At 42.5% G+C, this 14,362-nt stretch carries 14 protein-coding genes; 7 read left to right on the top strand and 7 right to left on the bottom strand.

Translation table 11 applies throughout. The features are described from left to right. Positions 1-21: 21 nt before the first annotated feature. Entirely contained in the window at positions 22-2,403 is a 2,382-nt protein-coding gene (locus tag ACTHRG_RS07650) for a 3-hydroxyacyl-CoA dehydrogenase/enoyl-CoA hydratase family protein (protein WP_076259009.1), read from the bottom strand. Positions 2,404-2,666: 263 nt separating this feature from the next. Here ACTHRG_RS07650 and ACTHRG_RS07645 point away from each other — a divergent pair, with 263 nt between their 5' ends. The 3 genes from ACTHRG_RS07645 (at position 2,667) to ACTHRG_RS07635 (ending at position 3,578) form a co-directional block, all read left to right on the top strand. Then, positions 2,667-2,798, top strand: coding sequence for a YuzL family protein (locus ACTHRG_RS07645; protein ID WP_076258846.1), 132 nt, complete (start codon positions 2,667-2,669; stop codon positions 2,796-2,798). A 144-nt stretch (positions 2,799-2,942) separates the two neighbouring features. Further along, on the top strand, positions 2,943-3,215 hold the full coding sequence (locus tag ACTHRG_RS07640) for a hypothetical protein (protein ID WP_035329342.1): 273 nt from the start codon (positions 2,943-2,945) through the stop codon (positions 3,213-3,215). 15 nt (positions 3,216-3,230) lie between these two features. Continuing rightward, positions 3,231-3,578, top strand: a complete 348-nt coding sequence (locus ACTHRG_RS07635; protein WP_053433798.1) for a spore coat protein — start codon at positions 3,231-3,233, stop codon at positions 3,576-3,578. 246 nt (positions 3,579-3,824) lie between these two features. On the opposite strand, the gene ACTHRG_RS07630 is transcribed toward ACTHRG_RS07635, so the two are convergent. The 5 genes from ACTHRG_RS07630 to ACTHRG_RS07610 form a co-directional block, all read right to left on the bottom strand. Further along, on the bottom strand, positions 3,825-4,073 hold the full coding sequence (locus ACTHRG_RS07630; RefSeq protein WP_076258848.1) for a YusU family protein: 249 nt from the start codon (positions 4,071-4,073) through the stop codon (positions 3,825-3,827). Next, on the bottom strand, positions 4,066-4,833 hold the full coding sequence (locus tag ACTHRG_RS07625) for an IucA/IucC family C-terminal-domain containing protein (protein WP_286148611.1): 768 nt from the start codon (positions 4,831-4,833) through the stop codon (positions 4,066-4,068). Before ACTHRG_RS07625 ends, ACTHRG_RS07630 begins: the two co-directional genes overlap by 8 nt. Then, positions 4,830-5,654: an ABC transporter ATP-binding protein gene (locus ACTHRG_RS07620; RefSeq protein WP_076258855.1), complete on the bottom strand. Its 825-nt coding sequence runs from the start codon at positions 5,652-5,654 to the stop codon at positions 4,830-4,832. Before ACTHRG_RS07620 ends, ACTHRG_RS07625 begins: the two co-directional genes overlap by 4 nt. An 81-nt stretch (positions 5,655-5,735) precedes the next feature. Then, a complete protein-coding gene (locus tag ACTHRG_RS07615; protein WP_076258857.1) occupies positions 5,736-6,791 on the bottom strand; it encodes a FecCD family ABC transporter permease in 1,056 nt (351 codons plus the stop codon). Beyond that, complete coding sequence (locus tag ACTHRG_RS07610) at positions 6,791-7,792, bottom strand: FecCD family ABC transporter permease (protein ID WP_076258859.1); 1,002 nt, start codon at positions 7,790-7,792, stop codon at positions 6,791-6,793. Before ACTHRG_RS07610 ends, ACTHRG_RS07615 begins: the two co-directional genes overlap by 1 nt. Before the next feature lie 205 nt (positions 7,793-7,997). Here ACTHRG_RS07610 and ACTHRG_RS07605 point away from each other — a divergent pair, with 205 nt between their 5' ends. The 4 genes from ACTHRG_RS07605 (at position 7,998) to ACTHRG_RS07590 (ending at position 12,938) form a co-directional block, all read left to right on the top strand. Then, positions 7,998-8,966, top strand: a complete 969-nt coding sequence (locus ACTHRG_RS07605; RefSeq protein ID WP_076258861.1) for an ABC transporter substrate-binding protein — start codon at positions 7,998-8,000, stop codon at positions 8,964-8,966. A gap of 268 nt (positions 8,967-9,234) precedes the next feature. Then, positions 9,235-10,728 carry a spore germination protein gene (locus tag ACTHRG_RS07600; protein WP_076258864.1) on the top strand — a complete coding sequence of 498 codons (1,494 nt, stop codon included), beginning with the start codon at positions 9,235-9,237 and terminating at the stop codon, positions 10,726-10,728. Positions 10,729-10,782: 54 nt separating this feature from the next. Then, positions 10,783-11,883: a GerAB/ArcD/ProY family transporter gene (locus ACTHRG_RS07595; RefSeq protein ID WP_076258866.1), complete on the top strand. Its 1,101-nt coding sequence runs from the start codon at positions 10,783-10,785 to the stop codon at positions 11,881-11,883. Next, positions 11,880-12,938: a Ger(x)C family spore germination protein gene (locus tag ACTHRG_RS07590; RefSeq protein WP_076258868.1), complete on the top strand. Its 1,059-nt coding sequence runs from the start codon at positions 11,880-11,882 to the stop codon at positions 12,936-12,938. Before ACTHRG_RS07595 ends, ACTHRG_RS07590 begins: the two co-directional genes overlap by 4 nt. A 31-nt stretch (positions 12,939-12,969) precedes the next feature. Here the strand turns inward: ACTHRG_RS07590 and rodA are convergent, their stop codons facing one another. Then, positions 12,970-14,142, bottom strand: coding sequence for a rod shape-determining protein RodA (gene rodA, locus ACTHRG_RS07585; RefSeq protein WP_076258871.1), 1,173 nt, complete (start codon positions 14,140-14,142; stop codon positions 12,970-12,972). Positions 14,143-14,362: the final 220 nt, after the last annotated feature.

Genomic DNA, 14,362 nt, shown 5'->3' with positions numbered 1-14,362 from the left:
ATTAATGTCCCACTCTATCACTTAATTGCGCAATGGTTTCCCTTTTAAAAGCATGTGCTGCATACGCTGCTGTGATTTTGGTTCCGCAACAAGGCTAAGGAATGCTTCGCGCTCCAAGTCAAGCAAGTATTGCTCATCAACTTCTGTTCCGTATGGCACTTTTCCGCCTGCAATTACATAGGCAAGCTTTTTGGCAATTTTCAAATCATGCTCTGAAATATAGCCGGAGTAAAGCATTGCCTGTGCTCCCAGCAGAAGGGTTGCATAACCTGTTTCACCGACAACAGGCACCTTTTTGCGGACAGGGGGCTTATAACCTTTCTCATGCAGTGCAAGGACAGCCTGCTTTGCATCATAAAGGAGATGATCCCCATTCACACTGATGCCATCTGCCAGGTTCAGGAAGTTATTGTCTCTTGCTTCCTCGCCAGATGTTGAAACTTTTGCCATTGCAATCGATTCAAACACTTTATTCGCAACCTTTTGAAGGTCAAATTCCACACCATTTGGCATATTTTCAAGATGCTTCAAATAAAGCTCCTTGTTTCCGCTTCCTCCCGGGATCAGGCCGACACCCGCTTCAACCAGCCCCATATATGTTTCGCTTGATGCCTGAATATGTGCAGCAGGCAGACATACCTCAGCCCCGCCGCCAAGTGTCATGCCAAATGGAGCGGCAACAACCGGCTTTGCGCTGTACTTAATTTTCATCATGGCATTCTGGAAGTGGCGGACTACCATATCCAGCTCATAAATATTGTCATCCTGCGCTTCCATGAGAATCATTCCAAGATTGGCGCCTACACAGAAGTTCTTGCCCTGATTCCCGATTACAAGCCCTTTGTAGTTCTTCTCCACTTCGTCTACCGCAAAGTTGATCATCTGGATAATATCCAATCCAATGGCATTGCTCTGCGAATGGAACTCCAGCAATGCAACCCCATCGCCTATATCAACAAGGCTTGCACCGGTATTCTTTTTAATAACACCTTTTTGCTTCTTAAGCTGTTTTAAATTAAGTACTTTAGGGTTTTCCTCGATTAATCTGTACTCGCCATTATGATAAAAATATTTCCGTCCCTCTTCTTCTTTGTAGAAGGAATTAATGCCTTTTTCCAGCATCTCTTTTACCCATGCCGGCACTTCTTCGCCTGCTTCCTCCATTTTTCGAACCGATTTCTCTACTCCAATGGCATCCCAGGTTTCAAACGGGCCCAGTTCCCAGCCAAAGCCCCATTTCATCGCACGGTCTATCGCTGTCACATCATCAGCTATTTCGCCGTGAAGCTGTGCTGAATAAAGAAGAGCCGGGCTTAGAATGTTCCACAATAATTGGCCAGAGCGATCATCTGAGTATACAAGCGCTTTCAATTTTCCCGCAGTGCCTTTTTCCTGTTTGGCCAGTTCAGTCGAAGCTGTCTTAAGCTTTTGGCGCGGGCCATATTCCAAAGTTTCCGGATTCAGCTCCAGAATCTCTTTGCCTTTTTTCAGGAAAAATCCTTGCCCTGTTTTGCTTCCAAGCCAGCCTTTTTCCTGCATCACTTTCATGAAGTCCGGAACTTCAAAAACATCCTTTTCTTTCCCATCCACCTGGCCATAAACATTGTTTGCCACGTGTATAAATGTATCAAGCCCTACCACATCAAGTGTTCTGAAGGTAGCACTTTTCGGCCTGCCTATCAGCGGCCCTGTGATGGAATCTACTTCGCCGACACTGTATCCGCCCTTCAGCATCTCCTGCACTGTAACCAGCAGGCCATACGTGCCGATCCGGTTGGCGATAAAGTTCGGTGTATCTTTTGCTTCAACTACTCCTTTACCCAGTACATCTTCGCCAAACTGCTTCATAAATGACAGCACTTCAGAAGAAGTGTTTTTAGTAGGTATGACTTCAAGAAGCTTTAAGTAGCGGGGAGGATTAAAGAAGTGCGTTCCCAGGAAGTGTTTTTGAAAATCTTCCGAGCGCCCTTCTGACATTGCTTCAACAGATATCCCTGACGTATTGGAGCTGACAATGCTCCCAGGCTTACGGTGCCGGTCTACTTTTTCAAAAACCTGCTTCTTTATGCTGAGGTTTTCCACAACAACTTCAATAATCCAATCGACATCCTTCAGACGCTCCATGTCATCTTCAAAGTTTCCTGCCTCAATCAAAGCCATATTCTTTTTAGAAGTTAATGGGGCGGGCTTTTGTTTTAACAGCTTTTGGCGGTTCCCTTCACTGATTCGATTGCGGACTGCTTTATTTTCAAGAGTAAGACCCTTCGCCTTTTCGGCATCCGTTAATTCGCGAGGCGCGATATCCAGTAAAAGTGTTGGAATTCCGATATTGGCCAGATGGGCTGCGATCCCCGATCCCATTACTCCTGAGCCTAAAACTGCCGCCTTTTTTATTTGTTGGATCAACTTTGTTTCCCCCTTTTGCTTTTTTGAATGAATACTCATTCATTTTATTTTCAAAAAAAATATGCTTCTCTTCTGAATGAGTTCTGTTAGTTATAACTATAAAATATTTGCAAAATTTACGCAATGATTTTAAGCGGAAATTTAAAAATGTTTTGAAATTTTATATTGTCTCAGCTGTAATTTTTTTGTGCAATTTGTGATAAGTGTTTTGGACACTCTAAAAAGGAAACATTTTTAATTCGTGAGCGGAGGTGAAAGAAATGGGAAAAATGAAAAAAGATCCTTCTAAGGCAGGAGTCAGCGCTGCTAGTGTCCAGGGAGATGCAGGCCCGACTGTTGAGAGGGAAGGACCTAAGAAAAGAAATAGCCAAAATAATCAATATAAGCGATGAGCCGTTTTTTTTGAAAACAGGCTGCCTTCGGTCTTTTTATAATTTGCATTATGCAGATAGGTAAATCATCTTCAGCAGAATAGCAAACATTTTTCAGAGGCAAGATATGTTCGAATAACGCTATTAGAATTGGAGGAACAAATTATGCAGCAGCAAAATATGAACATGCAGAATCAGCAGGGCATTATGCAGCAGCCTCCTGCTGTCATTTCCACTAAAGATGCCCTTTACTTAACAGACATGCTTTCATGGAATCTTCTGGCATGTAAAAAAGCGCATTTTTACGCGCAGCAATGCCAGGACCAGGAGCTAAAAACACATTTCGAGCAATGCGGCCAAATGCATCAGCGTCACTATGAACAGCTGCTTGTTCATTTAAACCAGCAAAGTCAGCAAAACTTTATGGGAATGCAATAGGAAGGAGCATTGAAAATGAACCAGAACCAGAATCCCAATACGATTCAAAATCCCGAAACACAGGTAAATAAAACACCCCAAATGAATGAGCGGGATTTTACAAATGATATTCTATCTACTGAAAAGTATATGACAGATGCCTATTCGGTTGCCTTAAATGAGGCAAGCCACCAAAGCCTGTATCAGGATATTCTTGCGGCATTTAATGAAACACAAAACCAGCAGAGAGAATTTTACAATCTAATGTTCAGAAAAGGCTGGTATAAGGTTGAAGCTGCAGATCAGCAAAAGCTCCAGCAATCCTATCAGCAGTTTCAGGGCTACACCAATCAATTGCCTTATGGCAATGGCCAGATGCAATAAGAAAAGCGGAAGCGCCTTGTCCACCCCCGACAAGCACAAGACGAGCCTCACGGAAAGGCGTTCTTTGCCTTTTTGGGAGGCTTGGCTTGTGACCTCGAGGGGGTAGGCGCTCCTCCTAAAAGCTAACGCTTTTAGTCGTGCGATGATGTTGCTGTCGAAGTGTTCCTTGTGGAGCTAGACAATTATTGCAATATGCTAAAAGAACCGCTGCTTTTGATGGCAGCGGTTTATTTAAATACATAAGGTTTACTTTTTTTTGCTTCTCATCTCTTCATTCAGTGTTTTTATTTCAGCTATGAGAGTTTTCATTTCTTCTTTTGCATCAGGATAAGTATCATTCCAGTGCTTAGCTAAAGGCGGCATGGATTTCGCAATAAAAGAGTACAGTGCCCATGCTTCAACCTTTTCTTTTAACTCCGGAGAGGCCTCGCCGATTAGGAGTTCGGTATATTTTTCAAGCAGGCCATCCAGCTGTTCCTTCAAACGATCATTCATCAGGAATCCTCCTTTTACTGTTGCAGGAAAGTGGACAAGTCCCGCATCGTTTACCGCTGCTGGTCAAGTAGGAGTAGCAGCATGTTTTCCTGGGCCTTACTGCTGTGCCGGTGTTTTCAATTACAATTTTCCTGCTGTCAAATTTCTTTAAGGGATTCGTATTTTCATCGCCGAATAAATTGCCCGGAGCTTGCTCCAGGATAAACCTATAATCTTCAGCCGCCCTTTCCGAATGTGTTTCCAGGGGTAAAATCTTTTCGTAAAGCCAGAACAGATAAATGGCTATATTCTCCCAAAGAATTAGTTTAGAGACTTTTCCTTCGCTAGCTATTCTATTGATCAGCGGAAAGATATGGCCATTAAAAAGAGTCCTCACCGCATCCTCTCTCCATTGATCCCTATCCATCCCGGCCCCTTGGCCCTGAAGGCGGGTAAAGTGAAAGCCCGGAAGCCACAGACCGTCTATTTCCTGACTTAGAAATGTTATATTTTCATGGCTGATATCCAATTTCACGTTCCAGGATGACATGCAATACAAGTAAATGACAGGCAGAAAGGCATACCTTTTTATTAAAATAGAAGCTGCCGTTTTATTATCAGGTGCTCCTAAATGGTTTTTCACTTCCTTCAGATATGCCCCCGTTTGAGATGGGTCCAGCAAATTTTCCACTTTAATGGTTAAAGGAGAGCTTTCCCCTGAATCCCGGGCAAGTCTGAATTTCCCGAGAGCTTCTGCCTGTTCTCCTGTTAATTTAATCATCCCTGAAGTCCTTGCCCCTTTAAAATACATCGCCCTTTTCCATACGGGATGCATAGCGGTGTGCCGAATAATGGATCTATCGTCACTTCGCATTCCATGCCAAACACGTTTTTAACCAATCCGCAATTAATGACATGTTCCGGCTTGCCCTGAGCAAAAACCTTTTGATCCTTTATCGCAACAATATTATGAGCATAGCGGCAGGCCAAATTCAGATCATGAAGCACCATGACGATGGTACGCTGTTCCATTTCATTCAGCTCGAATAATAAATCAAGGATTTCAATTTGATGTGTCATATCCAAATAGGTTGTTGGCTCATCCAGCAGAATAGTATCTGTATCCTGTGCCAAAGTCATGGCAATCCAAGCCCTCTGACGCTGCCCCCCTGATAGGGAATCGACTGTCCGGTCTTTCAATTCTTCCATACCTGTTGCCTTCAAAGCATTTCTGACTTTTAATTCGTCTTCAGTAGACCATTGCTTCAGCCATGTTTGATAGGGGTATCTTCCCTGTTTGACAAGCTGAAGAACTGTAAGCCCTTCCGGAGCTGAAGGAGATTGTGGCAGAATCGCCATCTTTCTGGCAACATCTTTTGTGGAAAGTTTGGCTATAGCTTCACCTTCCAATAATACAGCACCAGATTTCGGCTTTAGCAGCCTGGCAATAGATCTTAGCAATGTCGATTTCCCGCAGCCATTTCCACCAATAAATACAGTGATTTCCCCTTTAGGTATTTCCAGGTCCAGTTCATTAATAATAATGGTGTCTCCATATGACAAGGTTAAGTCTTTGGTAGCGATTGCTTGCCCTGCTGTCATCTCTGCCCTCTCCTTTTCCTAATATTTATATCTATAGGCTCTCCAGTTGCCTGTATCATACGAGTTTCAAGCTTTTCCAGCTTATGCGTTTCTTGTCTTGAAAAGCAGGTAAATGAAGTAAGGTGCGCCAATGCTTGCTGTAAACACCCCCGCCGGAATTTCAAGCGGCGAGAACAAAGTCCTGCCTATCAGATCGGCTGCCATGACCAGGATTCCTCCAATCAATGCAGAAGCCGGAAGCAAAGCGCCAAAAGCAGAGCCTACCATCCTTCGTGCCATATGAGGAGCCATTAAGCCGACAAAGCCTATCCCTCCGCCGAATGCGACAGCTCCGCCAATTAATGCCGTGCTGACCATCAGCAGCAGAAAACGGTATTTCTGTACAGTGCTGCCTACACCCATGGCAATATCATCGCCAAGTTCCTGGATATTGACATTACGTGACAGAACAAACGCCAGTACCAGAAACACGAGCGTCCAAGGGACCAATATGGCGACATTATCCCAATTTGAACCGTAAACTGTTCCGGTTATCCAGATATTCGCCTGGCTGGCCTGGTAAATTGGTCCAAAGACCATCATCAAAGTGGTCAGCGCCTTCATTAAACTTGCAAGTCCAATTCCAATTAAAACAAGGCGTATTGGCGACACTCCATCCTTGTAGGCCAGAAAATAAACAAGGAAAGCCAGAATAGCAGCACCCGCAAAAGCTGCAAGAGGCATCCAATTAATACTTACAGTTAATGCATTGTTTTTATCACTAAAGAAAGCAAGAAAACCTACAACTGCTACAGATGCTCCCCCTGTAATCCCGATAATATCAGGAGATGCAAGCGGATTTCTAATAATCCCCTGCAGAATGCCCCCCGCTGCAGCAAGCGCCATTCCCACCATCAAGGCAACGATGATTCTTGGAAGTCTGAATGACTGAATGATCAGCCTATCCATATCCGAACCACCGCCAAAGAATACCTGCACTACCTTTAGAGGGCTGATCTTCATTTCACCCGTGCCGGTGCTGATCACGAATACTCCAGCAGCAGCTGCTACCAATAATAAAAATGTGATAAGTGCTTTCCTGTTTACTAAAAAAGATATCTTATCGCCAAAAAAGCGCAAATTATAATATTTTTTCATTATTTATTGAACCCCCTTCTGGCAATATATACAAAGAAAGGAGTTCCAATAACGGCGGTCATGACACCGACAGGTACTTCCTGCGGCATGATGATGTACCTGGATGCTATGTCTGCAATCAGAAGGAGCATCCCGCCGAGAAGACCCGCATAAGGAATAACCCAGCGATGATCAATGCCTACGACAGCCCGGGTCAAATGTGGAATGACAATGCCGAGGAAACCAATGGGACCTGCGACAGCTACCGCCCCTCCTGACAGAAGAACAATAACAATGCCTGCACCCAATTTAAGCAATCCTGTTTTCAAGCCCAGCCCCTTCGCAACATCCTCACCCATTGACAGGACGTTCAATTTTCCAGCAATGATGAGTGAAAAGATCCAGCCGGCCAGTAAATATGGGAATACAGCTGCGAGGGTCTCAAGCTTCCTTCCGGATACAGACCCCGCCAGCCAAAACAGCACCTGCTCAAGGGCAGTCTCATTAATGACGAGAAAGCCTTGTGTCATTGAAGCAAACATGGCACTCATCGCCGCACCGGCAAGGGTTAATTTCATAGGCGTCAGCCCTTCCCTGCCGATAGAGCCGATAATATATACAAATATAAATGAAACAGCTGCTCCCAGAAATGATACCCATGTAAAGACCTGCAGATTACTGATGGAAAATAGCGTTACTGTAATGACAACTGCAAATCCGGCACCTGCGTTAATTCCGAAGATTTCAGGAGCAGCAAGAGGATTCTTTGTTAATGACTGGAGCAGGACACCCGCAATGGCTAAGCTTGCCCCTACCGCCGCGGCAATCAAAGCTCTCGGCAGACGGACAGATTGAATGATTATGTGTTCATTCGTTCCATCAAAGTTTGTAAATGCATCAATTGCCATCTTCCAGGTTGTGTCGGTATATCCGTATACAATACTGAAAGACATTAATACTAATAAAAGGAGAACAGCTGCCAATAGCCCAGCCCATCTCAGAGAATTTGTTTTTAATAGCATAGCGAGACCCTTCTTGCGTCTATTTTATAAGGTATAGTTACATTTTCAGTCTATTGTACAGAGGATTAGCTGTCAACGAGTTTGAAAATCATTTTCAATGAAAATGATTTTCAATTACCTATTGACAATATAAAGCGTTCACATTAGTATAAAAATATCAAATGAAAATGATTATCATTAACAACGAAAAATGGAGGAGTACATAATGAAATTCAAGTCTTTACTAGCCATTCTTTCAGTTTTCACAATCTTGTTCCTGGCTGCCTGCGGGAATAACAGTGAACAGGATGAGAAAGCCGATAAGGAAAAAGAAGGAACCAAAACAGAAGATACAGGCTATACAGTTGAGCATGCAATGGGCACAACTGAGCTTGATAAAGCACCTGAAAAAGTTGTCATTTTGACTAACGAAGGTACTGAAGCATTACTTTCCATGGGTGTTACTCCAGTTGGTGCCGTTCAGTCCTGGACTGGCGATCCGTGGTATGACCATATCGCTGATGATATGAAAGATGTTCAGATTGTTGGTACAGAAAGTGAAGTCAATGTAGAAGCAATAGCAGCGCTGCAGCCGGACCTTATTATCGGCAACAAAATGCGCCAGGAAAAAATCTTTGATCAATTAAATGACATTGCTCCTACTGTCTTTGCTGAAACATTACGCGGAGACTGGAAGGAAAATTTCGAGCTTTACGCAAAAGCTATCAATAAAGAAGAAGAAGGCAAAAAAGTCCTTGCTGATTATGACAGCCGCATCGAAGAAATTAAAACGAGCCTTGGCGATAAATTAGACCAGGAAGTTTCCATTGTCCGCTTCATGGCTGGGGACGTCCGCATCTACCATAAAGACTCCTTCTCAGGCGTCATTCTTGATCAAATTGGACTTGCACGTCCGGAAAGCCAGAATGTTGATGACTTCGCTGAAAAGAATGCTACGAAAGAGCGCATTCCTGCCATGGATGGAGATGTTTTATTCTACTTCACATATGAAACAGGGGATGGCGAAGCAAATAAACTTGCTAAAGAATGGATTGAAGATCCATTATTCAAGAACCTTAAAGTAGCTCAGGAAGGCAATGTTCATGAAGTCAGCGACACCATCTGGAATACTGCCGGAGGCGTTATTGCTGCTAACCTGCTATTGGATGACATTGAGAAATACCTTGTGAAGTAATGCAAAACTTGTGATTGCGCTCCCATAATACCCCCTCTTTTATGAGAGCTCAAATATATATTAACTTCGGCGCCTGCCTAACGGACTCGAGTGGCCAGGCACCGGAGCTTAATAAAAAAGGAACCTGACCCAGGTTCCTTTTTTATTTGCCCTCACTATCTTCTTAAAGTACCCCGACACCTAAACATTATTTTTGTTGCCTTCCATTCATAAGTTTTCCAAAACCGGCAACAATAAGCGTAATGCCGAAAATGATGGTGATTTACCTATGAGGAAATGGTTGAAGAATAAACGGATTAAAGAGGATATAGAGCATAAGGAATGGGAGCAATCCTTCATTAAATCCAAAGACTTTAAAAAAATCTTTTATTATAACCAAAAAACGAATGTGCGTTTTGGACTTACTTTCATGGCTACGTTAATCGATGAAAATATTATCCAGGATGGCATTCTCCCAAACCTGCTCGAAGACGAGTTTCGGGAAATCGAGGACATTAAACAGCTTGTTCCTGTAGCTGATGTGCAGATTTGCGACGACCCTTCTTTAATTGAACAAAAGCTGATGAATGGCTACGTCATGCTGACGATTGAGACAGAGCTCAAACATTTCGGCTTTATAGCTGCGCAAAAAGAAATAGTCAGAGGTTTAAGCCAGCCTGAGGTTGAGTTTTCTGTTATCGGTCCCAAGGAAGCCTTTGTAGAATCAATGGGCCAAAATTTGAATTTAATCCGGAAACGCCTGCCTGTAAAAGAACTGATCATTGAAGAATTCACACTGGGAAGTCTGTCAAAGACTTCAGTCGCAATTCTTTATATGGAAAATATCACGAATGAGGATAATGTAGACACTGTCAGGCAGAGACTTAAGAACGTACAGTTTGATGCCATCACAGACAGCTCTTATATTGTCCAGCTGATTAGCGATAACTCCAATTCCCCTTTCCCTCAGCTGCTTGATACAGAGCGGCCTGATAGGGTCGCGGGGATTTTGGCAGAGGGAAAAATCGCTATTGTGGTTGACGGATCACCCCATGTATTAATAACGCCAACCACCCTCGTTGAGTTTTTCAGCTCTTTTGAAGATTATTTTTTAAATTGGATTTTATCTTCTTTTTTCCGGCTTATCCGCTTGTTCGCGGTTGCGTTTTCTATTCTGATTACACCTATTTATGTAGCAACTCTTTCATATCATTATGAATTGATTCCAAAGGATTTGATGAGTACTTTAATCACATCAAGGCGAGAGATTCCGCTTCCTCCTATTCTTGAAGCGCTGTTTTTAGAGCTTACGATTGAATTACTTCGCGAGGCTGGAGCACGTCTTCCGACGAAGGTCGGCCAGACAATCGGTATCGTGGGAGGAATTGTAATAGGAACTGCATCAGTAGAAGCAGGCCTGACGAGTAACGTCCTGCTGATTATTGTAGCCCTTGCAGCTCTCGCTTCCTTTACAACACCTGTATACAGGATGGGCAATACGATTCGTTTGCTTCGCTTTCCTTTTCTGTTTTTCGCAGAGTTATGGGGCCTGCTCGGAATTGTATTTTGCTTCTGTGTACTGTTGACTCATTTAACCAGGCTGACTTCACTTGGAAGGCCATTCCTTGAACCGCTCTACCCCCCTCGGGTGGTGGATATGAAGGATGCCCTTATCCGGCTTCCATTTGAAGCACAATCCAAAAGGCCGATTTTTTTAAGAACTAAAAATCCTATCCGTTTTAACAAGAAAAAAGCAAAAAAGAAAAAAGATATTGATGAATAATGAAGCAGGTATCTGCGCAGAGCGTTTTGAGATTATCATATGGAGGTGAACCAGATGAAGGAACAGCCTATACCAGAGAGATTACAAATATCCCCCTTTTTAGTATTTTACATGGTTATGTCCATACAAATCGGAATTGGCGTGTTAGGTTATCAGAGAATTATTGCAATGGATGCAGGATATGATGCCTGGATATCCATTTTATTTGCCGGCGGATGCATTCACGTAATTATTTGGTTAATCTATAAAATCTGCGAGACTGCTGGCGGTGATATTGTAACTGCACATAAATACGTCGCAGGAAACTTTATTGGCAAAGCACTCAGCGCCATTTTCATTGGCTATTTTATCCTTTTTTCCTTAACAGTTTTAAGGACATTTATAGAAGTCATTCAGGTTTGGATGTTTCCGGAAATCAACACCTTCTGGTTCTCCTTCGGCTTTTTGGCGCTTTGTGTATACATTATTTTTGGGGGATTTAGGACTGTCGTGGGTATCGCATTCTTTGGGCTTGTTTTGCCGGCCTACCTTCTCCTTACATTTGGCTGGGCGCTTAAATTCTCCAATTTTTACAATCTGCTGCCCATTTGGGATCATTCCGTAAAAGAGCTGCTTACAGCTTCTTTTCATATGTCCCTTACTTTTATTGGGTTTGAAAGTATCATTTTTTTCTATCCTTTTATTAAAGAACCAAGGAAATCCCAGAAATGGGCTCATTTGGCCGTAATGACAACTACTCTTATATATACAATTTTAGCCATCATTACCTTTGCCTATTTTTCCGAAGACCAGCTGTCTAAACAAATTTGGGCCAGTTTAACAATGTGGAAAATAGTGGAGATGCCCTTTGTTGAACGTTTTGAATATATTGGAATCGCCAACTGGAACTTAATCATTCTTCCTAATATATGCATATCTGTCTGGATCGCCTCACGGCTCATTAAAAGGGTTTTTAATATCCGCCAGAAAGTGGGCGTATTTTTTGTTGTTGCCGCAGTGCTATCCATTATTACTTTCATGGATACAAGAGAAAAAATTAATATGCTTAATGACTATGTTGGTAAAATGGGATTTATTTTTAACTTTATTTATATTCCTTTGCTTTTCGCTGCGGTTATGATTGCCAAAAAGCTGAAAAAGGGGAAGAAGAAATGAAAAATCTGCTGCTTATTTGTTTAGTGCTGCTGCTAGCCGGCTGTGTGGACAAAGAAATACTGGATGATATTAACATTGAAGTAGGAGTTGGCTACGATTTAGCAGAGGATTCAAAAGACAAATACAGAGGGACAGTATTATTTCAGGAATTTCAGCCTGATAAAAGCGTGATAAACCGGACCTTTTCAGGAAATGGTAAGCTCCGCCAAGATCTTTTATTAGATGTAACCCGGCAATCATCTGAGCCGGTTGTGACAGGCGGATTAAAGGTGGCGGTCTTCGGGCCTAAAATTTCGAGGCAAGGGATCTATGACCTTATAGATTCTTTTCAAAGAGACCCAAGTATTGGTGCACGGGTATTTGTTGTGACTTCGGAGGATAAAGCGGAAGACGTAATGATGGGAGAGTATGGAACAAGGGGAAATTCAACTTACATATATAATTTGATACAGCATAATATTGAGCATCGGGATATTCCGAAAACCAACCTCCACATTGCTTCCCGTAATTATTACGAGAAAGGGAGAGACACATTTCTTCCCCGCATCAAAAAGATTGCGGATGATAAAGTGGAGATCATTGGAGTTAGCCTTTTCGACCAGGATAGGGAGGTAGAAATCCTGCCTTTAAAGGATTTGTTCTTTTTTAAGCTGCTGGTTGACAAATATAGTGAAGGAAATTTCGACGTTAAGTTAGAAAAAGGAAATCTTGCTGCTGTAAAGAGCATTAAATCCAAACATAAAATTAAAATTACTGATAATCATGCTTCCATCAACATTAATATTGAAGGCATTATCCGTGAGTATACCGGCACTAAACTGTCTTCAAAGGTGGTTAAGGACGTAGAAAAAAAACTGGAGAAAAAGGTTGAAAAGGAATGTCTCAAGCTGCTTAAACAGTTTCAGGAGCTTGGAATTGATCCAGTTGGACTGGGCCAAATTAAAAAAACACAGCACAGGAATTTTGATTATAAAAAGTGGGAGGATGAATATAAAACGCTTAATTTTGATGTAAAATGCAATGTCACTGTCGAAGAAACCGGCATTATTGAGTAAGAACGGGCTGTCATAAGCCCGCTCTTTCTATTTAATCACTAGTTGAGAACATATATTTTTTATAATGGTAGCGAATCGAGAATATCAGTCCCATGGCCAGCATATTCCCCATCAGCGAGCTTCCCCCATAGCTGATGAAAGGAAGCGGAATGCCTGTGATAGGCAAAAGGCCGATGGTCATTCCGATATTCTGAAAGACATGGAAGGTAACCATGCTGATAACACCTACACAAATATAGGTATAGAAATTGTTCTTCGTTTCCATGCCAATCTTGGTAATATGGTAAATCAGCAGGAAGAAAAGGCTGACCACAATGCTAGCCCCTACAAAACCAAATTCTTCGCCTACAATACTGAAAATAAAATCGGTATGGCTCTCAGGCAGATAGACTTCCCTCGTTCCATATCCTTTCCCGCTTGTTTCCCCTGATCCAATGGCAAGGAGAGAACGTGTCAGCTGAAACCCGGTTGAACTTTGGTAATTATAGGGGTCAATCCAGGAATAGATGCGCGCAAACTGATATTCCTTTACTCCCAGATACTTCTCAAGGATATCCGGATGCCATAAAACAAAATATAAAATGGTGCCTGCGAGAGCCGCACCTGTTCCAAATATAGGCGCAAGCAGCTTCCAGCTGATTCCTGAAATGAAGATCATGCCAAGCATGATTGCCAGAAAGACAAGGCTTGTCCCTAAATCGGGCTGCTGCATAACCAGCAGCAGAGGCACCATTGTTAATCCAGCCAATTTAATCAGCAGCCATAAATCAGTCTGCATGGTTTTGTATTGATTTTTTTGATGATGCTCATCGATCGTTTTCGCTAATACCAGAATAATGAACACTTTAACAAGCTCAGCTGGCTGAAGGGATCCCATCCCAGGAACCTTGTACCATGCTTTTGCCCCATTAATGACAGGAGCTATGCTTGCTGGCGCCACAACCAGGAATCCAAGCAGTACAATGCCGAGGCCATACACATACCAGGAAATTTTCTTCAGCTGATCGGAATCCAGTGTGATTACGGCAGCGATGATTCCTGTTCCAACGGCATACCAGACAACCTGCTTCAATAGGAAGTTTTCTGTATATTGTCCTGTAGTCTGTGCGCTGTAAATAGAGATAGCACTTACCAGGAATAGCAGCATCAATATTAATACTAAGCCCCAATCCAGCTTAGGAGGTGTATATCGATTTGAGGTCATGATCATTCTCCTTTAAAAAACAAAACCATTTACCTTTTAAGGCATAACGGAGCACAGTGCAAGGAATAGCATATGTACCTCACAATATTCCTCGCTACAATATTTCATTATATTTTTTATAGAGACAAATCACAACTTCTAAAAGCGAATGGTTATTATTTCAAATTTTTACGATTACTGAGAATAGTTATTTACGGCCATATTCAGCACAGTCTAAGAT

It is taken from the genome of Cytobacillus sp. SAFR-174 (assembly GCF_051964675.1).
GTDB lineage: Bacteria > Bacillota > Bacilli > Bacillales > Cytobacillaceae > Cytobacillus.
This window is presented reverse-complemented; position numbering and strand designations above follow the sequence as displayed.

Excerpts from the sequence above, each read along its gene's own strand:
- ACTHRG_RS07645 (WP_076258846.1), top strand. The coding sequence starts at position 2,667 with ATGGGAAAAATGAAAAAAGATCCTTCTAAGGCAGGAGTCAGCGCTGCT.
- ACTHRG_RS07640 (WP_035329342.1), top strand. The coding sequence starts at position 2,943 with ATGCAGCAGCAAAATATGAACATGCAGAATCAGCAGGGCATTATGCAG.
- ACTHRG_RS07635 (WP_053433798.1), top strand. The coding sequence starts at position 3,231 with ATGAACCAGAACCAGAATCCCAATACGATTCAAAATCCCGAAACACAG.
- ACTHRG_RS07630 (WP_076258848.1), bottom strand. The coding sequence starts at position 4,073 with ATGAATGATCGTTTGAAGGAACAGCTGGATGGCCTGCTTGAAAAATAT.
- ACTHRG_RS07625 (WP_286148611.1), bottom strand. The coding sequence starts at position 4,833 with ATGATTAAATTAACAGGAGAACAGGCAGAAGCTCTCGGGAAATTCAGA.
- ACTHRG_RS07620 (WP_076258855.1), bottom strand. The coding sequence starts at position 5,654 with ATGACAGCAGGGCAAGCAATCGCTACCAAAGACTTAACCTTGTCATAT.
- ACTHRG_RS07615 (WP_076258857.1), bottom strand. The coding sequence starts at position 6,791 with ATGAAAAAATATTATAATTTGCGCTTTTTTGGCGATAAGATATCTTTT.
- ACTHRG_RS07610 (WP_076258859.1), bottom strand. The coding sequence starts at position 7,792 with ATGCTATTAAAAACAAATTCTCTGAGATGGGCTGGGCTATTGGCAGCT.
- ACTHRG_RS07605 (WP_076258861.1), top strand. The coding sequence starts at position 7,998 with ATGAAATTCAAGTCTTTACTAGCCATTCTTTCAGTTTTCACAATCTTG.
- ACTHRG_RS07600 (WP_076258864.1), top strand. The coding sequence starts at position 9,235 with ATGAGGAAATGGTTGAAGAATAAACGGATTAAAGAGGATATAGAGCAT.
- ACTHRG_RS07595 (WP_076258866.1), top strand. The coding sequence starts at position 10,783 with ATGAAGGAACAGCCTATACCAGAGAGATTACAAATATCCCCCTTTTTA.
- ACTHRG_RS07590 (WP_076258868.1), top strand. The coding sequence starts at position 11,880 with ATGAAAAATCTGCTGCTTATTTGTTTAGTGCTGCTGCTAGCCGGCTGT.
- rodA (WP_076258871.1), bottom strand. The coding sequence starts at position 14,142 with ATGACCTCAAATCGATATACACCTCCTAAGCTGGATTGGGGCTTAGTA.